The organism is Streptomyces sp. DF42 (assembly GCF_058267695.1).
In genome coordinates this window covers 4812266-4835138 of the sequence record NZ_CM177859.1, presented here as the reverse complement: position 1 = coordinate 4835138, position 22873 = coordinate 4812266, and the positions used below count along the sequence as shown (strand labels likewise).

Sequence of the window (22873 nt, the reverse complement as noted above, 5' to 3'; positions counted from 1 at the left end):
ATGTCAGAGCTGACCCTCACGGTCATGCGGCTGGGTTTCCTGGCCGTACTGTGGCTGTTCGTGATCGTGGCCGTGCAGGTCATCCGCAGCGATCTGTTCGGTACGCGTGTCACGCAGCGCGGGTCGAGGCGCGAGGCCGCCCGGCCGCAGCAGGCGGCCCGGCAGCAGGCCGCGCCCCCGCAGCAGCGGCAGCAGGCCGCCGGTGGCGGCCGGCAGCGCCGTAACGCCCCCAGCAAACTGGTCGTCTCCGAGGGCACCCTCGCCGGCACGACCGTCGCGCTGCAGGGCCAGACCATCACCCTGGGCCGGGCGCACGACAGCACGATCGTGCTGGACGACGACTACGCCTCCAGCCGCCATGCCAGGATCTACCCGGACCGCGACGGCCAGTGGATCGTCGAAGACCTGGGCTCGACCAACGGCACCTACCTCGACCGGAGCCGGCTGACGACGCCCACGCCGATTCCGCTGGGCGCGCCGATCCGCATCGGCAAGACAGTCATCGAGCTGCGGAAGTAGTACTACGTCATGAAAGAGCGCGAGCGGAGCGAGCACGCAGCGGCGGCCCCCACCAAGGGCACCGGCGCGCTCCCGACCGGAGGGTGGGCACCGTGCGGATGTACCCGGAGCCGACGGGCGAGGTGCGCATGAGTCTGTCACTGCGTTTCGCCGCCGGATCGCACAAAGGCATGATCCGGGAGGGCAACGAGGACTCCGGATACGCCGGTCCACGACTGCTCGCGATCGCCGACGGCATGGGCGGCGCCGCCGCCGGCGAGGTCGCCTCCTCCGAGGCCATCTCCACGATCGTCGCGCTCGACGACGACGTGCCGGGCTCCGACATCCTCACCTCCCTCGGCACCGCCGTGCAGCGCGCCAACGACCAGCTGCGCGCCATGGTCGAGGAGGACCCGCAGCTGGAGGGCATGGGCACCACGCTCACCGCCCTGCTGTGGACCGGGCAGCGTCTCGGCCTCGTCCACGTCGGCGACTCGCGCGCGTACCTGCTCCGCGACGGCGTCCTCACCCAGATCACCCAGGACCACACCTGGGTGCAGCGTCTGGTCGACGAGGGCCGGATCACCGAAGAGGAAGCCACCACCCACCCCCAACGCTCCCTGCTGATGCGGGCGTTGGGCAGCGGCGAACACGTCGAGCCCGACCTCTCCATCCGTGAGGTCCGCGCCGGCGACCGCTACTTGATCTGCTCCGACGGCCTGTCCGGCGTCGTCTCCCACCAGACCCTCGAGGACACCCTCGCCAGCTACCAGGGCCCGCAGGAGACCGTCCAGAACCTGATCGAGCTCGCACTGCGCGGCGGCGGCCCCGACAACATCACGGTCATCATCGCCGACGTCCTCGACCTCGACACCGGGGACACCCTCGCCGGGCAGCTCTCCGACACCCCGGTCGTGGTCGGCGCGGTCGCCGAGAACCAGAACCACCTGCACGACAACGGCATCATGCAGACGCCCGCGGGACGCGCCTCCGGCCTCGGCCGCCAGGTGCCCGGGCAGGGCGGCGGCGAGTTCGGCCCGCCCGGCTCCGGCGACACCACCGGCTACGTCCCGACGGGCGGCTTCGGCGACTACGGCGACGACGACTTCGTCAAGCCCCGCAGGGGCAGCAAGTGGGCGAAGAGATCCTTCTACGTCGTCCTCGCGCTGGCCGTCGTCGGCGGCGGCCTCTACGGCGGCTGGCGCTGGACGCAGACGCAGTACTACGTCGGCACCAGGAGCGAGCACGTCGCGCTGTACCGGGGCATCAGCCAGGACCTGGCCTGGGTGTCGCTGTCGAAGGTGGAGAGGGATCACCCCGAGATCGAACTCAAGTACCTGCCGCCGTACCAGCAGAAGCAGGTCAGGAGCACGATCGCCGAGGGCGGCCTGACCGACGCCCAGTCGAAGATCAACGAGCTTGCCGTGCAGGCCTCCGCGTGCAAGAAGGAGTCCGAGCGTCAGGCGGCCGAGAGCAAGAAGAACTCGAAGACCGGCGCGGGCGAGGCGGGCGGCACCACGGGAACCACCAAGACCTCCCTCACGTCCAAGGCAACACCGAGCCCCTCGACCTCACCGACCCCGTCCACATCAGCGACCGCTCCCACCCCCAGCCCCGGCCCCAGCCTCTCGGAGGATGAGCAGAAGGTCGTCTCGCTGTGCGGTAAGCAGTAGGCAAGCCGTGAGAGGCCCTGTCATACGATGAGCAGTACTACCAACACACCGACGCACCACACGTCCACGATCGGCGCGATCGGCGCACCGAGCCGGCGCAACACCGAGCTCGCGCTCCTGGTGTTCGCCGTGGTCATCCCTGTGTTCGCCTACGCCAACGTGGGCCTGGCCATCGACGACAAGGTGCCGACCGGCCTGCTGAGCTACGGCCTGGGGCTCGGCCTGCTCGCCGGCGTCGCCCATCTCGTCGTACGGAAGTTCGCGCCGTACGCGGACCCGCTGCTGCTGCCGCTGGCCACGCTGCTGAACGGACTCGGCCTCGTCGCCATCTGGCGCCTGGACCAGTCCAAGCTGCTGCAGTCCATCCATGTGTCAGGCGGCAAGGCGACCAACCAGCTGCTGTACACCGCGATGGCCATCGCGCTGTTCGCCATCGTGCTGATCTTCCTCAAGGACCACCGTGTCCTGCAGCGCTACACCTACATCTCCATGGTGGGCGCACTGGTCCTGCTGCTCCTGCCGCTGGTGCCGGGCCTGGGCCTCAACGTCTACGGTGCCAAGATCTGGATCCACGTCGGCAGCTTCTCCATCCAGCCCGGTGAGTTCGCGAAGATCGTGCTGGCGGTCTTCTTCGCGGGTTACCTCATGGTCAAGCGCGACGCACTGGCCCTCGCCAGCCGCCGCTTCATGGGTCTGTACCTGCCGCGCGGCCGCGACCTCGGCCCGATCATCGTCGTCTGGCTCATCTCGATCCTCATCCTGGTCTTCGAGACGGACCTCGGTACGTCGCTGCTGTTCTTCGGAATGTTCATCATCATGCTGTACGTCGCGACCGAGAGGACCAGCTGGATCGTCTTCGGCCTGCTGATGTCCGCGGCCGGCGCGGTCGGCGTGGCGTCCTTCGAGTCACACGTCCAGCAGCGCGTCCAGGCCTGGCTCGACCCGATGCGCGAGTACACCCTGAGCCGCACTCCGGGCGTCACCGGCCTCCACTCCGAGCAGGCCATGCAGGCCCTGTGGGCCTTCGGCTCCGGCGGCACACTCGGCACCGGCTGGGGCCAGGGCCACTCCGAACTCATCCGGTTCGCCGCCAACTCCGACTTCATCCTCGCCACCTTCGGTGAGGAACTGGGCCTGGCCGGCATCATGGCGATCCTGCTGATCTACGGCCTGATCGTGGAGCGCGGCGTGCGCACCGCCCTCGCCGCCCGCGACCCGTTCGGCAAGCTGCTGGCCGTCGGCCTGTCCGGCGCCTTCGCCCTCCAGGTCTTCGTCGTCGCCGGCGGCGTCATGGGTCTGATCCCGCTGACCGGTATGACGATGCCGTTCATGGCGTACGGCGGTTCCTCCGTCATCGCCAACTGGGCGCTCATCGGCGTACTGATCCGCATCAGCGACACCGCCCGCCGCCCGGCGCCCACCCCTGCCGGCAACCCCGACGCCGAAATGACCCAGGTGGTCCGCCCCGGCAGCGCCGGCCCCGTGGAGTGATGCTGATCACTTCTGATCACCCCCGAAACCCAAAGGGGCCGAGCACGGACCTGGCCATCGTCGACCGCGGCTACCTGGGGTCGCGACGGCGCCGTCGTGAAGTGCTGGGTCAAGGGCGAGGGCGTCTTCGGCAGCAACATCTGGTGGTACGTGAAGAACGTCAACTCCAGCAAGAACGTCCGGGGCTACACCTCCGACCACTACTTCCCGTGGCCAGCGGCAACCCGCCGAAGCGCTGACCAGCACGTCGGCTCCTTCCTGACGGACGGCTTCCGGTGCTGGCACCCGCCGGGACCGGAAGCCGTCCGCGGTTTCCGGAACCCGTCGCTCCTCCGATACGTCTCTCCACCAGTCGTCATCCACAGCCCCGCCCGGGGGACACAGCCTCTGCCCCTAGAATGTGGGCGGCCAAGATGAGCACCTCCAGCACCATCGACACCGAGAGACTGAAGCGGCAGGCGCACCTGTTAGCTTGTGGAAAGGCCGGATGTGAACAAGCCATTGCGCCGAATCGCGATCTTCTGCGGAGTTCTCGTCCTGGCGCTGTTGATCCGCGACAACTGGCTTCAGTACGCCCAAGCCGACAAGCTGCGCACCGACCCTGCCAACCGCCGCGTCGCCATCGAGCGCTATGAGAGCCCGCGGGGCGACCTCATCGTCGACGGCGACCCCATAACCGGCTCGGTCGAGAACAAGCACGGCGACTTCAAGTACAAGCGCACCTACAAGAACGGGCCCATGTGGGCCCCGGTGACCGGATACTCCTCCCAGGCCTTCGACGGCAGCTTCCTCGAGAAGATCGAGGACGGCATCCTCTCCGGCACTGACGACCGGCTCTTCTTCCGCAACACCCTCGACATGATCACGGGCAAGCAGAAGCAGGGCGGCAACGTCGTCACCACGCTCAACGCCGCCGCGCAGAAGGCCGCCTACAACGGCCTCAAGGCCCAGGGCGGCAAGGGCGCCGTCGCCGCGCTCGACCCGTCCACCGGCAAGATCCTGGCGCTGGCGTCCTACCCCTCGTACGACCCCTCCGTCTTCGCCGGCAACTCCGACGACGACGGGAAGGCGTGGAAGGGCCTGCAGAAGAAGTACAACCCCAAGGACCCGATGCTGAACCGGGCGCTGCGCGAGACCTACCCGCCGGGCTCGACCTTCAAGGTGGTCACCGCCGCGGCCGCGCTGCAGAACGGGCTGTACACCTCTGCCGACGAGAAGACCAACTCGCCGCTGCCCTACATCATGAAGGGCACCACGACCGAGCTGAAGAACGAGGGGAGTATCCCCTGCAAGGACGCGACCATGCGGATCGCGCTGCGGTACTCCTGCAACACCGTCTTCGGCAAGATCGGCTCCGACCTCGGAAACGACAAGATGCTGGACGAGGCGAAGAAGTTCGGCTTCGACTCGGAGCAGTTCACTCCGGTCCGCTCCAACGCCTCGGTCTTCTCCGACAACATGAACCCGTCGCAGACGGCCCTGTCCTCGATCGGCCAGTTCAACACCGCCGCGACCCCCCTGCAGATGGCGATGGTCGCCTCCGCGGTCGCCAACGACGGCAAGCTGATGAAGCCGTACATGGTCGACAAGCTGCAGGCGCCGAACCTGGACACCCTCCAGCAGACCGACCCGCAGGAGCTGAGCCAGCCCCTGTCGTCGAAGAACGCGCAGGTCCTGCAGTCGATGATGGAGACGGTCGTCAAGGAGGGCACCGGCACCAAGGCGCAGATCGACGGCGCCACCGTGGGCGGCAAGACCGGTACCGCCCAGCACGGCGTGGCCAACAGCGAGAACCCCTACGCCTGGTTCATCTCCTACGCCAAGCTCCCTGACGGCAGCGCCCCGGTCGCCGTGGCCGTGGTCATCGAGGACGACAACGCCAACCGTGACGACATCTCCGGCGGCGGTCTCGCGGCCCCGATCGCGAAGAGCGTGATGGAGGCGGTCATCAACTCCAAGAAGTGACCCCGCTCACGTCCCCTTCACATCGGTGCACGTTGCGATACCGGTCCTGTATCGGGTGACGGGCTTGGCCAGGTCACACAAAGCTATCCGGGTACGGTAGGCCCGGACGGCAGCCTCCGACCGCACATTCGTGACGGCCGGGACCGACGGAGAGGGCTGGTAGGTAGCTATGGAAGAGCCGCGTCGCCTCGGCGGCCGGTACGAACTGGGCCAGGTGCTCGGTCGTGGTGGCATGGCGGAGGTATACCTCGCGCATGACACCCGCCTCGGGCGCCAGGTGGCGGTGAAGACGCTGCGTGCGGACCTCGCACGCGACCCTTCCTTCCAGGCCCGGTTCCGCCGGGAGGCCCAGTCGGCCGCCTCGCTCAACCATCCCGCGATCGTCGCGGTCTACGACACGGGCGAGGACTACATCGACGGGGTCTCGATCCCGTACATCGTGATGGAGTACGTCGACGGTTCCACGCTCCGCGAGCTGCTGCACTCCGGCCGCAAGCTGCTGCCGGAGCGCACGCTGGAGATGACCATCGGGATCCTCCAGGCACTGGAGTACTCGCACCGCAACGGCATCGTCCACCGCGACATCAAGCCGGCCAACGTCATGCTGACGCGCAACGGCCAGGTCAAGGTCATGGACTTCGGCATCGCCCGCGCCATGGGCGACTCCGGTATGACGATGACGCAGACGTCCGCGGTCATCGGCACCGCCCAGTACCTCTCCCCGGAGCAGGCCAAGGGCGAGCAGGTGGACAACCGTTCCGACCTCTACTCGACCGGCTGCCTGCTGTACGAGCTGCTGACGGTCCGGCCGCCCTTCGTGGGCGACTCCCCGGTCGCGGTCGCCTACCAGCACGTGCGGGAAGAGCCGCAGGCTCCGTCCGTCTTCGACCCGGAGATCACGCCGGAGATGGACGCCATCGTCCTGAAGGCACTGGTCAAGGACCCCAACTACCGCTACCAGTCCGCCGACGAGATGCGCATCGACATCGAGGCCTGCCTCGACGGTCAGCCGGTCGCGGCCACGGCAGCGATGGGTTCGGTCGGCTACGGCGGCTACCCGGACGACCAGCCGACCACGGCCCTGCGCTCCACGGACGCCGGTGCCACGTCGATGCTGCCCCCGATGAACCCGGACGAGGGCGGCTACGGCTACGACGACCGCCCCGGCCGCCGCCGCCAGAAGAAGTCCAACACCTCGACGATCCTCCTGGTCGTGGCGGGCATTCTGGTGCTGGTGGGCGCGATCCTGATCGGGAAGTGGGCGTTCGGGGGCGGGGGCGTCGGGAACGACACCGTGAAGGTGCCGAACCTGGTCAGTCTCAGCCGGTCCGACGCGGAGAAGCAGCTCACCAACAGCGACCTCAAGGTGGGCTCGGTCAAGCAGCAGCCCTGTGAGTCCCAGACCAAGGGCAGCGTCTGCTCCCAGGACCCTGCCCCCAAGACCGACGTCAAGAAGAACTCCACGGTCAACCTGGTGGTGTCCACCGGTGCGCCGAAGGTGCAGGTGCCCAGCGTGATCGGCCTGAGCCTCGACGACGCCAAGGCGAAGCTCGAGGGCGACGAGTACCAGTTCAACGTCGAGACGAAGACGCGCGAGTCCACGGAGCCTGCGAACCAGGTCCTCGACCAGGACCCGATCGGTGGCAAGAACAGGGAGAAGGGCTCCACCATCACCCTCACCATCGCCAAGGCCCCGCAGACGGTCGCCGTGCCCGACATCTCCGGCAAGAGCTGTGACGACGCCAAGAACCAGCTGCAGTCCGTCGGCCTGAACGGCAACTGCGTCAACACGCCCACCACCGACGACAACCAGGTCGACAAGGTCATCTCGACCGCGCCGGCGATCGGCACCCAGGTCAAGAAGAACACCGCGGTGCAGATCAACATCGGTCAGAAGCAGAACGCCCAGACGCAGGTCCCGAACATCCAGGGGCAGGCCCTCAAGGACGTCAAGCAGGCGCTTCAGCAGGCAGGCCTCCAGGTCGGCAACATCAACGGCTCGCAGGACGACAACGCCATCGTGCTCCAATCGGACCCGAGCCAGGGCAGCACGGTCGACCAGGGCAGCACGGTGAACCTGACCACCGTGGGCGGCGGCGGCAACAACGGCGGAAACAACGGCGGCACCAACTTCTTCGGCGGCGTCACCGGAACAGCGGCCCGCACGGAGAACTGAGCGGTCTTCCTACGCCAGAGCCCCGGCACCCTGATCAGGGTGCCGGGGCTCTGGCGTAGGAGTTCTGGCGTAGGAACTCTGACGTAGGAGCGCTAACGCAGTTCCTTCGGCGGCGTCCGCTTGCTGTCGACCTTGTCGACGCGGACCAGCTCGCCCCACACCACGTACCGGTATCGGGAGGTGTACACCGGCGTGCACGTGGTCAGCGTGATGTAGTGGCCGGCCTTCTTCCTGCCGGACTCCTTCGGGACCTGTGACAGGACCTTCACGTTGTACTTCGAGGTTTCGTCGAGGATGTCGTACACCTTGTAGACGTACCACTTGTCCTTCGTCTCGAAGACGATCGGGTCGCCCTTCCTCAGCTTGTCGATGTTGTGGAACTTCGCGCCGTGGCCGTCCCGGTGGGCGGCCAGCGTGAAGTTGCCCTTCTTGCCGGTCGTCGGGAGCATCGCCTTGATCGGGTCCGTGTAGTAGCCGGCCACACCGTCGTTGAGGACGTTCGTCGAGGTGCCCTTCTCGACCAGGACCTGGCCGTTCTTCATGGCGGGGACGTGCAGGAAGCCGATGCCGTTCCCGGTGTTCAGCGCGCCCGGTCCGGTGTCCTGGTGGGCCCAGGTGTCGCGGACCTTGTCGCCCTGTTTGTCGGCCTCACGGTCGGCGACGACGTTCGTCCACCACAGGGAGTAGACGACGAACAGGCCGAGCACCAGGCCCGCCGTGATGAGGAGTTCGCCGAAGACACTCACCGCCATCGCGATACGGCCGGGCCTCCGGCGCCGCGCCGCGGGCGGCCCCGATGTGTCCTCGTGCCCCTGAGTGTCGTCGGTGGTCGCTGCCACTTTCATTCGCCCCTACTCGACGAGCGCATCCGGCTTGCCCTTGCTGCGCGGCCGTTCCTCAACCATCTTGCCCCAGACGATCAACCGGTACTTACTGGTGAACTCCGGAGTACAGGTTGTCAGCGTGATGTACCGGCCCGGCTTCGTGAAACCCGACTGCGGCGGCACGGGACCGATCACGCTGGTGTTGCTCGGCGACGTCACCGGCAGCGTCGACGTCATCTTGTACACGTAGTACTTGTCCTGCGTCTCGACGACGACCTCGTCGCCCTTCTTGAGCTTGTTGATGTACCGGAAGGGCTCGCCGTGCGTGTTCCGGTGCCCGGCGAGCGCGAAGTTGCCGGTCTTCGCGCCGGGCATCGCCGTCTTCAGCTTGCCCCCGCTGTAGTGGCCGACCATGCCCTTGTCGAGCACCTTCTTGTTGCTGACGCCCTCGGCGATCGGCACGACCACGTCCAGCTCGGGGATGTGGAGGATGGCGAAGCCCTGGCCGGGTTCGAAGGTGCCCGGAGCGCGCTTGCCGCTGGCCCAGTCGTTCTGGAGGGTGCTGGTCTCCTGGTCCGCGGCCGCATGTGCCCTGACGTTCGTCCACCACAGCTGGTAGGTGACGAACAACAGCATCAGTACGCCGGTGGTGATGAAGACCTCACCGATCGCGCGGCTCGCGACGACGGCCGGGCTCGCCTTGCGCGCGCGTGCCCGCCGACGGGCCTCCACGCGCGACAGCGGCGCCTGGGGAGCATCGGCGGACGCCTCCTCGGCACCCTCGTCCGAGGGATCCGACGTCGCACGAGTCCCCCCATGGCGCCCGTGACGGCGCTTGGCGGCCTTTCTGCGGGCCGCTCGGCCACCCGGAGTGGTTCCTGTGGCAGCAGCGGCAGTTGAGGCGCCAGAGGGCGTTATGGAGCCGCCCGGCGGCGGATCCGGTATCCGCAGCGCCACCGTCTCGTCGTCGATCGGCGGCAGGAACTGCTCCGGCTCGGCAGGCGGTACGTACGGCTCATCGGCGGGGAATGCGTACGGCTGCTCCTGCGCCGCGTACGCCCCGTGCTGCCCCGCCGGACCGGCGCCCCACTCCTCGAACGCACCGGACGCCTCGAACGCACCGGACGCCTCGTACGGCTCATGCCCGTACGAGGCGCCGGACTCGCGCTCGGGGCGCAGTGCGGTCACGCCGTGGCCCTGCCCACCACCGGGGCGAGCCCCGTCGACCTCGCCACGGCACCCTGGTCGCCGCACTCCACCAGCCAGTTGGCCAGCATCCGGTGGCCGTGCTCGGTCAGCACCGACTCGGGGTGGAACTGCACGCCCTCGACCGGGAGTTCGCGGTGCCGCAGCCCCATGATGATCCCGTCGTGCGTGCGGGCGGTCACCTCCAGCTCGGCCGGCACCGTCGCCGGCTCCGCGGCCAGCGAGTGGTAGCGCGTCGCGGTGAACGGCGAGGGCAGCCCGGCGAAGACGCCCCTGCCCCCGTGCTCGACGAGCGAGGTCTTGCCGTGCAGCAACTCGGGCGCACGATCCACCACACCGCCGTACGCCACCTGCATCGACTGCATGCCGAGGCAGACGCCGAAGACCGGCACCGAGGTCGCGGCGCAGTGCCGCACCATCTCGATGCAGACGCCCGCCTCCTGAGGCGTACCCGGGCCCGGTGAGAGCAGCACACCGTCGAAGCCGTCCTGGGCGTGCGACGTCGACACCTCGTCGTTGCGCAGCACCTCGCACTCGGCACCCAGCTGGTACAGGTACTGGACGAGGTTGAAGACAAAGCTGTCGTAGTTGTCGACGACGAGAATTCGTGCGCTCACTGGTTGTCCACCGTCACATCGTTGAAGGGCAGCAGCGGCTCGGCCCACGGGAAGACGTACTGGAAGAGGACATAGACCACCAGCAGGGCGAGCGCGAGCGAGATCAGCGCCTTCACCCACACGTTCCCCGGCAGATGCCGCCAGATCCAGCCGTACATGCCGTCCCTTCCGTTCCACCACGGCACCGGACTCACGCCGTACCCGCACCAGACTAACGGCGCAGCGCCGCTGGTTTCCCGGCCTCCACAGGCTGTGTGGAATCCAGGTGCGCCCACACGATCAGCCGGTGGCTGTGCCCCCACTCCGGATCGCACGTGGTCAGCGTCAGATAGCGGCCCTCCTGCGTATACCCCGACTTACGTGGCACAGGGTCGATCACCTCAACGTCCGTCGGTACGGTTTTGTAGGGCCCTTTGTCGATCCGATACGTGAACCAGGTGGTCCCGTCGGTCAGCACCACCGCATCGCCGGGCCCCAGCGCGGGGAAGTCCACGAACGGATCACCGTAGGTGCGCCGGTGCCCGGCGACCGCGAAGTTGCCCTCCTGGCCCAGCTGGGCGGTGTTCGCGTAGTGACCGAGCCCCTTCTTCAGCGTGCTCACGGCGGTGTTCTCCAGCACGGGCTTGTTCCACGTGAAACCAAGCCGCGGAATGTACATGATCGCGAAGGGGCTGCCCGCGACGTACGGCGCCGGCTTCGGGGGACTGGCCGGTGCACCGGGAGCGGCCGTCGCCGTGGGATGTGCCGTCTGCTTCGCCCACTGGCCCTGGAGGACATCGATCTGGTGGTTCATCGCGCCGTCCGCCCGCACACCGGTCCAAAAGAGTACGTAGACGACGAAGAGAACAATCAACGTGCCCACGGTGATGCAGAGTTCGCTGACGGTCCTGACGACGAAGCGCACCGGCAGCTCCCGAAACGGCTCAGTTCACTCCACGGGCTGGGCGTAGTGCAGATCCACTGTGCCCGAGTAGCCGGGCAGAGTCACCGTCCCGTCCTGGGTGACTTTCCAGCCGAGGCCGTACACATTCACGTAGACCATGTAGTTCTGGATCGCCTTCGAGGCCGAGAGCGCCCGGTTCAGCCTGTCGGGGTCACCGACCGCCGTGATCTTGTACGGCGGTGAGTAGACGCGTCCCTGGAGGATCAGGGTGTTGCCCACGCAGCGCACGGCGCTGGTGGAGATCAGCCGCTGGTCCATCACCTTGATGCCCTTGGCGCCGCCCTGCCACAGGGCGTTCACCACCGCCTGCAGGTCCTGCTGGTGAATGACCAGGTAGTCGGGCTGCGGCTCGGGATAGCCGGGAAGCTTGGCGGTGGCGTCCGGCGGGGCGTCGTTGAGCATGACCGTCATAGCCTCGCCCTTCAGCTTCTGCGTGCCGGCGTTCTTCTCCAGGCCGGCGAGCTTCTTGTCCTCTGCCGCGGTGCTGCCGTCGTCGCGCTCGGCGAAGGACTCGACCTGGTCACGGAGCGAGCCGTTGGACTCGTCCAGTTCGCCGTTCTTGCGGCTGCGCTCCTGGATGAGGTCGGAAAGCTTCAGCAAGGACGTGTCCGTCCGGATATTGGTGCCCTTGGCCGTGTTGAAACTGGTGAAGAAAATAAGCCCCGCGAGGGCGAAGACGGCCACCGTGAGCACCCGCACGGGCCGGAAACCCCGTCTGCGGTCAGGGCTGGATCCGGCCTGGGGGGAGGCGGCAGAATTGCTCAACGTACCCTTATCTCCTTCGGCGCCGCGGAAGCACTACGCTAACGGACGCCCGGGGGAGCGCTAAGAGTCCCCTTGTACGCTGCTCCGGAGCCAGCCACAGTTCCCTGCGCGGCCACGCAGCGCATCGACAGGAGAGACCCTCGTGCCGAAGTCACGTATCCGCAAGAAGGCCGACTACACGCCGCCGCCGGCGAAGCAGGCGACCAGCATCAAGCTGAACAGCCGCGCCTGGGTCGCACCAGTGATGCTGGCCATGTTCCTCATCGGGCTGGCCTGGATCGTCGTCTTCTATGTCACGGACGGCTCACTGCCCATCGACCAGTTGGACAACTGGAACATCGTGGTGGGCTTCGGCTTCATCGCCGCTGGATTCGGTGTGTCCACCCAGTGGAAGTAAGCCCTGCGTAAGGGCGACACCTCGGTGAACATAGCTCTGCCCAGGGCTATCCGCTGAGTTATCCACAGCCCGGAGGAATATCCACAAGGCCCCTGGGGATAAAGAACGACGATCTGTGGATAACCAGTCGGGCGTTGACGCCGGTACGACCATCCCAACACTCTTCGCAAGCCTGTTCGCCCCCTGCCTGACCTGCGGAAACACTGGTCAGCGACAGGGGGCACAGCTGTTCCCGCACCTCATGCACAAGATTCGCCACCCGCTGTGGACAACTGGGTACGTCAGGTGAGCTGAGCCGTCCTGACCAGGGCCAGGACCACGACAACCACCAGGACGAGCGCGCAGGTGCCGTACTGCACCAGGGCGCGGTGTTTCCGCGGGGCGTGCACCATCCCGTAGCCCGTGATCAGGCCGGCGACGAGGCCGCCGATGTGGGCCTGCCAGGAGATGTTGTTCATGCCGAACGTGAAGATCAGGTTGATCACCAGCAGCGCGATGATCGGCCGCAGGTCGTAGTTGAGCCGGCGCATGAGGACCGCGGTGGCCCCGAACAAGCCGAAGATCGCGCCGGAGGCACCGAGCGTGGCCGTGGTCGGTGAGGCCAGCAGATAGGCCAGGGTGCTGCCGGCCAGGCCTGAGACGAAGTAGAGCGAGAGGTAGCGGGCACGGCCCAGGGCCGCTTCGAGGGGACCGCCGAGCCACCACAGGCTGAGCATGTTGAAGCCGATGTGCCAGATCTCCTGATGCGTGAACATCGAGGTCACCAGGCGGTACCACTCGCCCTCGGCGACGCCCTGGGTGGCGTTGAACGGGGCAGGGGGCCATTCGCCGATGAGGACGAGGTGGTCCAGCAGCGAACTGCGCACGTGCACGGCGATGAAGACCGCGATGTTGATCCCGATGAGGATCTTGGTGAGCAGGCGTGGGTCGGCGGTGACGCTGCCGCCCGCGAGGGTGCGCGGGCGGGAGGCGGCCGGCGGGTGTCCGGTGCCGGAGTCGCCGCGGGCGCATTCGGGGCACTGGAAGCCGACCGAGGCGTTGACCATGCACTCGGGGCAGATCGGGCGATCGCAGCGGGTGCAGCGGATGCCGGTCTCGCGGTCGGGGTGGCGATAGCAGCCGGGCACGCTCTGGGCATGCGGGGGTCCCTGGTCCTCCGGGCCCTGTGGGCTGCCTGGCGCCTGGTCCATGAGTTCCCCTAGGTCGTCGTACGAGGGCCGCGCGCAAAAGCACCGCCCCGCTCATCTTTACGGATGGGCGGGGCGTTTGGTTCCTGCCGTGCGGACAGTCAGCCCTGGCGGGTCTCGACGACGACCGACTCGATGACGACGTCCTTGAGCGGGCGGTCGGTGCGCGGGTTGGTCCGGGCCGCGGCGATGGCGTCGATCACCTTCTGGCTCGCGGCGTCGGTGACCTCACCGAAGATCGTGTGCTTGCGGTTCAACCATGTCGTGGGGGACACGGTGATGAAGAACTGCGAGCCGTTGGTACCCGGACCCGCGTTGGCCATGGCCAGCAGGTAGGGCTTGTTGAAGGAGAGGTCGGGGTGGAACTCGTCCTCGAACTGGTAGCCGGGGCCGCCGGTGCCGTTGCCCAGCGGGTCCCCGCCCTGGATCATGAATCCGCTGATCACCCGGTGGAAGACCGTGCCGTCGTAGAGCTTGTCCGTGGACTTGTGACCCGTCTCGGGGTTGACCCACTCACGCTCGCCCGTAGCGAGCTCGACAAAGTTTCGGACCGTCTTGGGCGCGTGGTTCGGCAGAAGCCGGACATCGATGTCGCCGCTGTTGGTCTTCAGGGTGGCGTAAAGCTGCTCAGCCACGATGTGCCTTCCGTTGTCTTCCTGTGGTTCCCGATCCTTGCACGGTCCGCGCGGCCCGTCCCCTGGCGCCTGTCTATGAGGGCGTATACGGGGAAGTCGTTCGCAGAAAACCCGGCGAGTACGTCCGGGCCGGGGGCGCTCGGCGGCGATCCGTGGCATTGTCGACGACAAGCGCCTGTTGCCCCGTATTCATCCTCTATTGGACTCGATCGACACTTGATCAGATCTTGATCGGAGATGGTTCGGAGTCGGTATGCATGACCCGGATGCCCGCCCTCACATGCCCCGGGGTCTGTTGACAGGCATGATCCGTAAAAGGGTGGAAAGTCGAAATACCGTACGCCACCGAGGAGGAGGAAACCCGTGACCCGCATCGACAGCGTGCGCGCCGCGACCGGTTCGGCGAAGGACAGCGTGCTGCACGCCGCGGAAGTGGTGGCGCCCTACGCCGACACGGCCAAGGACAGGGCCTCGCACTACGCACACGAGGCACGCGTACGGCTCGCGCCGAAGGTGTCGCAGGCCGCCGATCAGGCCCGCGTCCAGTACGACGCGCATGTCATGCCGCGCCTGGAGCAGGCCCGTACGCATGTGCCGCCGAAGGTCGACCAGGCCGCCCATGAGGCCGCTATCCGTACCCGGCAGGCCGCCCGGCAGGCCGCCGACTATTCCCGGCCGAAGCTGGAGCAGGCCGTGGCCGCGACCGGGCCCGTCAGGGACGAGGCCACCGCGCGCGGTGTCGCCGCGCTGGCCGCACTGCGCGGTCAGGTCTCGCCGAAGGAGATCCAGAAACTGGTGCGCAAGCACGAGCGGCGAGCGAGGGCCGGCCGTGCCGCGAAGGTGCTGCTGGTGGTCGGCGCGCTCGCCGGCGGTGCCTTCGCCGCCTGGAAGTGGTGGGACAAGCAGGCCAACCCGGACTGGCTGGTCGAGCCGCCCGCCGCGACGGAGGTTCCGGAGTCGAACCGGCTGACGTCTGTGGACGGCAGCGGCCGGTCGGTGCTCGACCCCGAGGTGCAGGCCAAGCAGGCCGAGGAAGAGGCCGCGCAGCGCGACGACGGCCGGTGATGTCCTGCGCGCCTAACTGCACGGTGGGGCGGGAGACTTGAGAGTCTCCCGCCCCACCGCTGTGTTTCACGTGAAACACGACAGCCGCCGCTTGCCGCACAAGCAGACCTGTTGTCTCGCGTATCAGCGGGGCTGAAAACAGACTGATCGGTTTCTTTTACTCCGAAAAACTGTGGCACGCGCCATATGGCTCACATCACCCCAGGTGGGGGCTCGGGCTGGGAGAGGCAGTAATCCCCCTCGCTCGCCGCGGGGAGGCTTTACGGAAACAGACCGGGTGGTTCGCTAGAGTTGGCAGAGAAAGCACGCGTCGGAGGGGAAGAAATGGCCAAGCAGGCTCGCGCGCTGCAGACCCGGCGCTCGATCGTGGAAGCCGCGGCGAGTGTGTTCGCCGAGTACGGCTACGAACGCGCGGCCACCTCGGAGATCCTGCGCCGTGCGAACGTCACCAAGGGCGCGATGTACTTCCACTTCCCCTCCAAGGAGTCGCTCGCCCAGGCGATCATGGACGAGCAGACCGGCTTGGTGAGTGTGGAACCCCGGCTCTCCCCCCTGCAGTCGATCATCGACATCACGCACCAGTTCGCCCATGGGCTGCGCCACGACGCCCTCGCGAGAGCGGGGACACGACTGTCCATAGAGGGCGTCTTCTTCAACGGCACGCATCCGTGGGGCGATTGGTTCGACCTCACCACCGGGCTGCTGGCCGAGGGGCAGAAGCAGGGCGAGGTGCTCCCCCAGGTCGTGCCCAGGGAGACGGCCGAGTTCATCGTCGCCACCTTCACCGGCGTCCAGTTGGTGTCCGAGGCCATCAACCGACGGACCGACCTGCACGGGCGCGTGGCCGTGATGTGGCGTCACATCCTGCCGTCCATCGCCCATCCGGCCACCATCGTCCGCCTACGCCCGGAGGGCGTCACCGACCCGGCGACCACGACCACCCGGGACGACGCCCGAACCGAGGCCGAGGTGGGCGCCGGAGCCGGCTGAGGACCCCCATCCACCACTCGCCAAAACCACCCCGGCTCGGGCACTCAGCGGGCGGACAGGGCAGTGCAGTGCAGGCAGGCAGTACCTGCGGACGCTGCAGGCGGACACTGTGGATCACACCCTCTGGCATCGCTGTCCGGTCCGCGACCGGTGCGCTGTCGCGGGCCGCAAAAAGCCCCTCCCACCCGTGTTTCCACAGGTGGGAGGGGCTTTTCGATGTGGAGCCTAGGGGAGTCGAACCCCTGACATCTGCCATGCAAAGACAGCGCTCTACCAACTGAGCTAAGGCCCCGAAAGCGGAGCATCCCCCGGATAAACCGCGTTCCGGTGGGCGCCGCAGACCAGAGTACCGGGTCACCCCCGGGATCTCGCAAAAAGATTGGGGGTCCCCGTGAACGACCACTCTCCGTAAGATGCTCGGCGTGGTTCGCTACAGCGAACCACAGTACTTGGGGAAGCGATGGGGAGACGCAATGGACGCCGCACAGCAGGAAGCCACCGCAAGAGCGCGGGAACTGCAGCGGAACTGGTACGGGGAGCCGCTGGGGGCGCTCTTCCGTAAGCTCATAGAAGATCTCGGCCTCAATCAGGCCCGCCTTGCGGGGGTGCTGGGCCTGTCCGCTCCGATGCTGTCACAGCTCATGAGCGGCCAGCGGGCGAAGATCGGCAACCCGGCCGTCGTACAGCGGGTGCAGCTGCTGCAGGACCTGGCGGGGCAGGTCGCGGACGGCAGTGTGAGCGCGGCCGAGGCCACGGAGCGCATGGAAGAGATCAAAAAGTCGCAGGGGGGATCGGTGCTCAGCAACACCACGACCACAACCAGCAGTTCGGGAGCTCCCACGGTCAAGCGGGTGGTCCGCGAGATCCAGTCACTGCTGCGCTCGGTCGCCGCCGCGGGCGACATAATCGACGCCGCGGACAGCCTCGCCCCCAGCCACCCGGAGCTGGCAGAGTTCCTTCGGGTGTACGGCGCCGGCCGCACCTCCGACGCTGTCACGCACTACCAGTCCCACCAGAGCTGAACCCGCTGTCCGGTCGCCGAAGGGGGTTCGGCAGCCGGGGCGACGGCCTAGGGGGGCCGCTGGGGTTCGTATCACTCATCACACTCGTCGAGGAACGGCACGAGGGGGAGTCGTCACACCCGTCGAGGGGCAAGCAAGGGGGTAGCCGAAGGGGGAGGTGCGACGCACAGCCATGGGTGAGGTCTTCGCCGGCCGGTACGAACTGGTCGACCCGATCGGACGCGGAGGAGTCGGCGCCGTCTGGCGTGCCTGGGACCACCGCCGCCGCCGCTATGTGGCAGCCAAGGTCCTGCAGCAGCGCGACGCGCACTCTCTGTTGCGGTTCGTCCGCGAACAGGCCCTACGTATCGATCACCCCCATGTGCTCGCGCCCGCCAGCTGGGCCGCCGACGACGACAAGGTCCTGTTCACCATGGACCTCGTCGCCGGCGGTTCGCTGGCCCATCTCGTCGGGGACTACGGCCCCCTGCCGCCGGCCTTCGTCTGCACCCTGCTCGACCAGCTCCTGTCGGGGCTGTCGGCGGTGCACGGCGAAGGCGTCGTGCACCGTGACGTCAAGCCCGCCAATGTGCTCCTGGAGGCCACCGGCACGGGCCGGCCTCGACTGCGGCTGTCGGACTTCGGCATCGCCATGCGGCTGGGCGAGCCTCGGCTGACGGAGACCAACCTCGTGGTGGGGACGCCGGGTTATCTCGCACCCGAGCAGATGCTGGGCGCGGAACCGGACTTCCCCGCGGACCTGTTCGCCGTAGGACTGGTCGCGCTGTATCTGCTGGAGGGCGCCAAGCCGGACGCCAAGGCGCTCGTGCAGTACTTCGCGGCGCATGGGACGCCGAGCGCGCCCAAGGGCATCCCAGAGCCTCTGTGGCAGGTCGTGGCGACGCTGCTGCAACCGGACCCGCAAGCGCGGTTCCGCACGGCCACGGGTGCGCGGAAGGCGCTCGCCTCCGCCATGGAGCTGCTGCCGGAGCCCGGCCCCGACGACGAACTGATCGAGGTCTTCGACCAACTCGGGCCCCTCCCCTCGGGGTTCGCGCCCACCGGCCCCCTCAAGCCCGCACCGGGGGTGGGGGCGAGGGGCGAGGCGGACACTTCCGGAACCGGTGCAAGTGGGGCTCAATCGTCGTCCGTTGAGCCGGAGGCGTCCTCGCGGCTGTCCTCGTCGGGTGCGACCCCCCTGCCGTCCACGGGTGTCACACCACCGCCCGACCCCCGTCAGGACACCGGTCCCCAACCGGAACCATCCCTCCCCACACAGCCGCCCAGCATGTCGGACACCGGCAGCTTCCACCTGCCGCCGCCGCAGGCCACCGGCTCCTCCGCCCGAACTCACGCTCCACACAAACCGACGCCCCACGCACAGGAGCAGCCCCACCAAGACGACGGCCGGCAACAGCCCGCCTACGTCTCCCCCCACGACCCCACGCATGCGCTGCCCTCCCCCCGAACGCCCGCGCCACTGCACCCCGGCCAGGCCCTGCCCCCGGCGCCGCACCAACGCGCTGATGCCTCTACTGCTACGTACACCGCCCAGGCCCCTCAGGTTCCGCCTTCCGCGCACGGAATCCCGCGGGAGACCACGCGCCGCAACCACCGCGCCCGCCCCGCACGCCGTCCCGGTCCACCCGCGAAGGTGGCGATCCCGCTCCTGCTTCTCGCGCTGGCCTGCTACGCCGTGGGGTTCTGGGCGCTGACCCGCGTCTGAACCGTCCACCGGGCACCGGCCGGCGAGACGAACCGCCCCAACGAGCCCCTGCTCCGCGAGACGAAGGAACTCACCCGACCCCCCGTGCCCTCCGCCGGGCCGTGACCGTCCACAGTCCGAGTACGACGAGCACCAGCGTGCCCGCCCCGATCCCACCCGCGGCAACCGCCTTCATCGCGGCGTCGCCGCCTGCGGAACCTCCCTCCGCTGCCGCCTCCCGGTCCTGGGCGGTGACCTCGAAGACGTTCGGCGGCACGGGCTGCCCCGCGTACCCGGGACCGTCCTGCGCCGCCCCCTCGACCCGCACACGCAGCGTCAGCCCGAACGGCCCGTCGCCGAAGTCCTCGGCCACCCCTGCGGCGAGGTGCACCACGAGGTAGTAGGAGCCGGCGAACTGCATCACGTTCACGGGGGCTGTGGCGGCGTAACGATTGGCGTATTCGACAGGCGGCAGCGGCGCGAGAGAGGCGGACTTCTGCTTGCCGTCATAGCCGACGCTCGCCTCTGCGACGTCGGCGCGCACAGGGTTGTAGAGCGACATGGCGAGGGCGTCGATCGCGTAGCCCTGGCCGTCGCCGTCGGTGCTGCCCAGTTCGGCGGTGGCGGACAGTTGTCGGCCCCAGTCGACCGGGACCTTGTAGAAGAGCGTCTGCCCGGGCGAGATGTCGGCGCGCCAGACGCCCTGCCCCACGGCGGTCGCCCTGCTGAAGCCCGCGCCGCCCTGGCTGCGCTCGGCCTGGCCCTGGACCGGAGTGGGCGAGGCGGAGTTCCACGCCTTGGGCGAGCTGGTCGAACCGGCCTTCTTCAGAGCCGGTTCGGTCGCGGTGGTGAGCTCCAGGTCCCAGGCGCCGGACGAGGAGTCGGCCGTACCGACGCGCTCGACGACGACGTAGTACATGCCGGCGCCCTGGCAGACGGGACTGGCCGGGGAGGTCGTGCGGGCGCCCCACGCCGTGATGGGGTGCGGGCTCCTGGCTGCGCCGAAGCTCGCGCTCTCGTAGGAGCAGGAGTGGCTGTCGGTGTCCTCGACCGACACCCTGATGCCGTCGGTGACGGAGAGCGTGGCGCCCGGGCGCGGGACGGCGGTGGCGGAGACGTACGCGTTCGATGCGGCGTCGAGTTCAAGGCTGTAGTAGACCTTCGCGCCCTTGGGAAGGGAGCTCCGGTACGTCGTGCCGCCCTCGATGCGCTGGGCGTCCGCGGTACCGGCCGCCCCGGCGACGGACCGGGCACCCTCCGCGAAGGCGTAGGCGGAGGCAGCGGAGGGGCCGTCGGAGCTCGCGGCCGACGCCGCGGCGTCGGCCGGCCAGGACGCGGGCACCGCCGCCGTGCACAGCACCGCTGCCACGGCCGCCACGCGCACGCGTGCAGACGGACGACCGCGCCATGCCCTCGCACGCCACCACGCCGTACGCCGCCCCATCACGCGCCACCCCTCGTCGTCGCCCGGACCGCTGGCCGTGGCCCATCCTGCCCCGCGACGTCGCGCCTCATCCGCGCAACACAAAACCCCGACCGCTAGGACGGCCGGGGTCTGTTCAGATTCCGCTGTCGATACTCACGAACCCGTGGGCACGGAGTCAGTCGCCTCCGTCCACAGATCCTGCTCGGCGCGATCCGCCTGGATCTGGCGGTACACGAGGAGCCCGCCGATGGCGGCCAGTGCGACCAGGAGAAGCTTCTTCACCGCGCGACCTCGTCTTTCCTTGACGTAGGGGACCTCTGGCGCCCGACTATACACACCGACCGATACCGATCGGTGACCTGCGTGGGCCCCCAACTCCCCTCCGCTGAACCGCAGTAGAACCGGAGGTCACCACTCCGATCTGAGGGTGATCACACCCTCACTGAGGGTGATTTTGGCCCTGATTCTTATTATTTCCTGCCCTTTGGGCTCATGGAGTGGTGTTCATCCGAACTTCGACGCGCCACGGGCTCAGGTCCACCACTTCGCGGCCGCCATACACATCATGAGGAAAGTACGCAAATCGCCCGACCCGAAAGTGAGGGGCCATGGCCCAGAACCAGGTCATGAAGCTGTGGACCGCCATCGTCACCGCATTCCTCGCGCTGTGCACGACGCTCGGACTCATCACGACGACCGCCGCCGCGGCCGTACCGCAGACCGAGGCGAACGGCAACAGCACGACACACGTGACGACGCCGCCGGTGTCCCGCTGGTCCTGGTCCTACGCCAGAGCCCTGCCCCCCACGATGAAGCAGCGCATCCGCGCCGAGGCCCACGGAAAGTCCCCCAGCTGCCGCCACCGTCCGCTCGCGGACGCCGACGACTGTGCGGACACGGACCTGGAGACGGACACGTACCTCTCGGCCGCCGAGCCGGCCATCCCCCTCCAGCGCTGAGGCACCGCCCCGCACCCCAGACGTAACGGCGAACTTGCGTACACAATCCGCCCACGCGGAAGACCCCCAACCGCAACTGGTTGGGGGTCTTCATTTGTTTGAGTCCGTCCCTGGAGTCCGTCCCTGGAGTCCGTCCCCGAGGTCAGTCCCCGAGGTCAGTCTCTGGAGTCCGTCCCCGGGGTCAGTCTCCGGAAAGCAGCCTCTGGCGTCCGCTGGTGGTGACCGACGGTGGCGTTCACTGGTGGCGGCGGCCGCAGCCGATCTCCGCCGTAGGCGCCGTAGCGGCTGCCGACCGTGCATACCGGCCATGGATGCCGTCCGTGAACGTTAAAGACCCCCAACCACGACTGGTTGGGGGTCTTCGTGCTGGTGGGGCTAACAGGATTTGAACCTGTGGCCTCATCCTTATCAGGGATGCGCTCTAACCAACTGAGCTATAGCCCCGCCGCGCTCTGCGGGATGTGTCCCGCGCGCTGACTCCTGAAGATTAGCGCACGACGTGGGCAGTCCCAAAATCGGTTCTCGCGGGGCCCTCCGCGGAGGTTTGGAACGGCGGTCGCGGAGAAGTCACTCGTCCTCGGCGAGCGTCAGCTCGATGCCGCCGACGAAGCCCGCGGAGAGGTTGTAGATGAAGGCGCCGAGAGTCGCGAGAGCCGTCGCGAGGACCACGTCGATGACCGCGATGATCGACGTGAACATCAGGACGTGCGGGAGCGACAGGAAGGACTGCAGGTCGAAGCCGTTCGACTCGTTCGAGCCGGTCGCCTCGGAGATCGTGCCGCCGACCGTCGAGAAGACGCCCATCGCGTCCATCACCATCCACAGCACGGCGGACGCGACGATCGTGCAGATGCCCAGCGCGATGGAGAGCAGGAAGCTCACCTTCATCACCGACCACGGATCGGCCTTCGCCACGCGCAGGCGTGCCTTGCGGATGCGGGGCGTGGTGCGCGCGCCGGTGCGCGGCCTGCGGACCGCACCGGTGGGAGCCGGCGCGCCCTGGGCGACCGCCTGGTTCTGGTAGGCCTGCGGCGGGTGGTACGGCCCTGCGGGCTGCTGCGGCTGCCGTTCCCCCGGCAGCGGGGAGGCCGACTGCTGCGGTGCCGGCTGGGCGGCCGGAGCCTGCTGGGGCTGCGGGCCTCGGGTGTCCGTCACAGTTCCCCCCTGGGTTCCACGCGTGTCGGGCGAGGGTGAGTCGGCCGCACCTGCGTCGATCGCGCGCAGCTGGGTCGTGTGCGGATCTGTCGCATGCGCGGCGGAGCCACGGCCGCCGCCGTCCGATTCCGTACCCGTGGGGGTACCGGCCGATCCGGCGCCCGTGGCTCCGCTCACGATGACTCACTCCTCGTG

At 68.1% G+C, this 22873-nt stretch carries 22 protein-coding genes and 2 tRNA genes; 11 read left to right on the top strand and 13 right to left on the bottom strand.

The genetic code is table 11. The features are described from left to right. The 5 genes from ACYUED_RS22085 to pknB all read left to right on the top strand — a co-directional run bounded on the left by ACYUED_RS22085 (position 1) and on the right by pknB (position 7803). Positions 1-519 carry an FHA domain-containing protein FhaB/FipA gene (locus ACYUED_RS22085; protein WP_491293975.1) on the top strand — a complete coding sequence of 173 codons (519 nt, stop codon included), beginning with the start codon at positions 1-3 and terminating at the stop codon, positions 517-519. A 98-nt stretch (positions 520-617) separates the two neighbouring features. Further along, entirely contained in the window at positions 618-2171 is a 1554-nt protein-coding gene (locus ACYUED_RS22080) for a Stp1/IreP family PP2C-type Ser/Thr phosphatase (RefSeq protein WP_491294365.1), read from the top strand. A 27-nt stretch (positions 2172-2198) separates the two neighbouring features. Further along, positions 2199-3662, top strand: coding sequence for an FtsW/RodA/SpoVE family cell cycle protein (locus ACYUED_RS22075; protein WP_491293974.1), 1464 nt, complete (start codon positions 2199-2201; stop codon positions 3660-3662). Positions 3663-4151: 489 nt separating this feature from the next. Then, a complete protein-coding gene (locus tag ACYUED_RS22070; protein WP_491293973.1) occupies positions 4152-5627 on the top strand; it encodes a peptidoglycan D,D-transpeptidase FtsI family protein in 1476 nt (491 codons plus the stop codon). 169 nt (positions 5628-5796) lie between these two features. Continuing rightward, complete coding sequence (pknB, locus tag ACYUED_RS22065; protein ID WP_491293972.1) at positions 5797-7803, top strand: Stk1 family PASTA domain-containing Ser/Thr kinase; 2007 nt, start codon at positions 5797-5799, stop codon at positions 7801-7803. Positions 7804-7895: 92 nt separating this feature from the next. Here pknB and ACYUED_RS22060 read toward each other — a convergent pair whose 3' ends face one another. Genes ACYUED_RS22060 through ACYUED_RS22035 form a run of 6 tightly spaced genes read right to left on the bottom strand, consistent with a single transcriptional unit; the run spans position 7896 to position 12158 of the window. Further along, positions 7896-8648 carry a class E sortase gene (locus ACYUED_RS22060; RefSeq protein WP_491293971.1) on the bottom strand — a complete coding sequence of 251 codons (753 nt, stop codon included), beginning with the start codon at positions 8646-8648 and terminating at the stop codon, positions 7896-7898. A 6-nt stretch (positions 8649-8654) separates the two neighbouring features. Beyond that, the gene (locus ACYUED_RS22055) at positions 8655-9815 is read right to left on the bottom strand and encodes a class E sortase (protein ID WP_491293970.1); all 1161 of its coding nucleotides are present in this window, start codon (positions 9813-9815) and stop codon (positions 8655-8657) included. Further along, positions 9812-10450, bottom strand: coding sequence for an aminodeoxychorismate/anthranilate synthase component II (locus ACYUED_RS22050; RefSeq protein WP_266517873.1), 639 nt, complete (start codon positions 10448-10450; stop codon positions 9812-9814). Before ACYUED_RS22050 ends, ACYUED_RS22055 begins: the two co-directional genes overlap by 4 nt. Next, positions 10447-10608, bottom strand: coding sequence for a hypothetical protein (locus ACYUED_RS22045; RefSeq protein WP_266517871.1), 162 nt, complete (start codon positions 10606-10608; stop codon positions 10447-10449). Before ACYUED_RS22045 ends, ACYUED_RS22050 begins: the two co-directional genes overlap by 4 nt. A gap of 53 nt (positions 10609-10661) precedes the next feature. Continuing rightward, positions 10662-11354, bottom strand: coding sequence for a class E sortase (locus ACYUED_RS22040; protein ID WP_491293969.1), 693 nt, complete (start codon positions 11352-11354; stop codon positions 10662-10664). Positions 11355-11378: 24 nt separating this feature from the next. Beyond that, the gene (locus ACYUED_RS22035; RefSeq protein WP_491293968.1) at positions 11379-12158 is read right to left on the bottom strand and encodes a DUF881 domain-containing protein; all 780 of its coding nucleotides are present in this window, start codon (positions 12156-12158) and stop codon (positions 11379-11381) included. Positions 12159-12300: 142 nt separating this feature from the next. Here ACYUED_RS22035 and crgA point away from each other — a divergent pair, with 142 nt between their 5' ends. Next, positions 12301-12555, top strand: a complete 255-nt coding sequence (gene crgA, locus ACYUED_RS22030) for a cell division protein CrgA (RefSeq protein ID WP_266682434.1) — start codon at positions 12301-12303, stop codon at positions 12553-12555. Positions 12556-12836: 281 nt separating this feature from the next. Here the strand turns inward: crgA and ACYUED_RS22025 are convergent, their stop codons facing one another. Together ACYUED_RS22025 and ACYUED_RS22020 are read right to left on the bottom strand one after the other, a co-directional pair. Next, positions 12837-13745: a rhomboid family intramembrane serine protease gene (locus ACYUED_RS22025; protein ID WP_491293967.1), complete on the bottom strand. Its 909-nt coding sequence runs from the start codon at positions 13743-13745 to the stop codon at positions 12837-12839. Positions 13746-13843: 98 nt separating this feature from the next. After that, positions 13844-14377, bottom strand: coding sequence for a peptidylprolyl isomerase (locus ACYUED_RS22020; protein ID WP_491293966.1), 534 nt, complete (start codon positions 14375-14377; stop codon positions 13844-13846). A gap of 363 nt (positions 14378-14740) precedes the next feature. Here ACYUED_RS22020 and ACYUED_RS22015 point away from each other — a divergent pair, with 363 nt between their 5' ends. Next, positions 14741-15442: a DUF5324 family protein gene (locus tag ACYUED_RS22015; RefSeq protein WP_491293965.1), complete on the top strand. Its 702-nt coding sequence runs from the start codon at positions 14741-14743 to the stop codon at positions 15440-15442. Between the two features lie 324 nt (positions 15443-15766). Continuing rightward, entirely contained in the window at positions 15767-16432 is a 666-nt protein-coding gene (locus tag ACYUED_RS22010; RefSeq protein ID WP_491293964.1) for a ScbR family autoregulator-binding transcription factor, read from the top strand. Positions 16433-16651: 219 nt separating this feature from the next. On the opposite strand, the gene ACYUED_RS22005 is transcribed toward ACYUED_RS22010, so the two are convergent. After that, positions 16652-16724: transfer RNA gene (locus ACYUED_RS22005), tRNA-Ala, on the bottom strand. Between the two features lie 181 nt (positions 16725-16905). Here ACYUED_RS22005 and ACYUED_RS22000 point away from each other — a divergent pair. Continuing rightward, entirely contained in the window at positions 16906-17454 is a 549-nt protein-coding gene (locus tag ACYUED_RS22000) for a helix-turn-helix domain-containing protein (protein ID WP_266517853.1), read from the top strand. 172 nt (positions 17455-17626) lie between these two features. After that, positions 17627-19159: a serine/threonine-protein kinase gene (locus tag ACYUED_RS21995; protein WP_491293963.1), complete on the top strand. Its 1533-nt coding sequence runs from the start codon at positions 17627-17629 to the stop codon at positions 19157-19159. A gap of 70 nt (positions 19160-19229) precedes the next feature. Here the strand turns inward: ACYUED_RS21995 and ACYUED_RS21990 are convergent, their stop codons facing one another. Both ACYUED_RS21990 and ACYUED_RS21985 read right to left on the bottom strand, forming a co-directional pair. Then, positions 19230-20582 (bottom strand): hypothetical protein, encoded by a 1353-nt coding sequence (locus ACYUED_RS21990; protein WP_491293962.1) that lies wholly within the window; start codon positions 20580-20582, stop codon positions 19230-19232. Between the two features lie 135 nt (positions 20583-20717). Then, positions 20718-20846: a DLW-39 family protein gene (locus ACYUED_RS21985; RefSeq protein WP_003999697.1), complete on the bottom strand. Its 129-nt coding sequence runs from the start codon at positions 20844-20846 to the stop codon at positions 20718-20720. Positions 20847-21172: 326 nt separating this feature from the next. Between ACYUED_RS21985 and ACYUED_RS21980 the strand changes: the two genes are divergently transcribed. Further along, positions 21173-21523, top strand: a complete 351-nt coding sequence (locus tag ACYUED_RS21980; protein ID WP_491293961.1) for a DUF6344 domain-containing protein — start codon at positions 21173-21175, stop codon at positions 21521-21523. A gap of 367 nt (positions 21524-21890) precedes the next feature. On the opposite strand, the gene ACYUED_RS21975 is transcribed toward ACYUED_RS21980, so the two are convergent. Continuing rightward, positions 21891-21967 (bottom strand) — tRNA-Ile (locus ACYUED_RS21975). A gap of 123 nt (positions 21968-22090) precedes the next feature. Continuing rightward, entirely contained in the window at positions 22091-22855 is a 765-nt protein-coding gene (locus tag ACYUED_RS21970; protein WP_491293960.1) for a DUF3566 domain-containing protein, read from the bottom strand. Between the last annotated feature and the right edge of the window lie 18 nt (positions 22856-22873).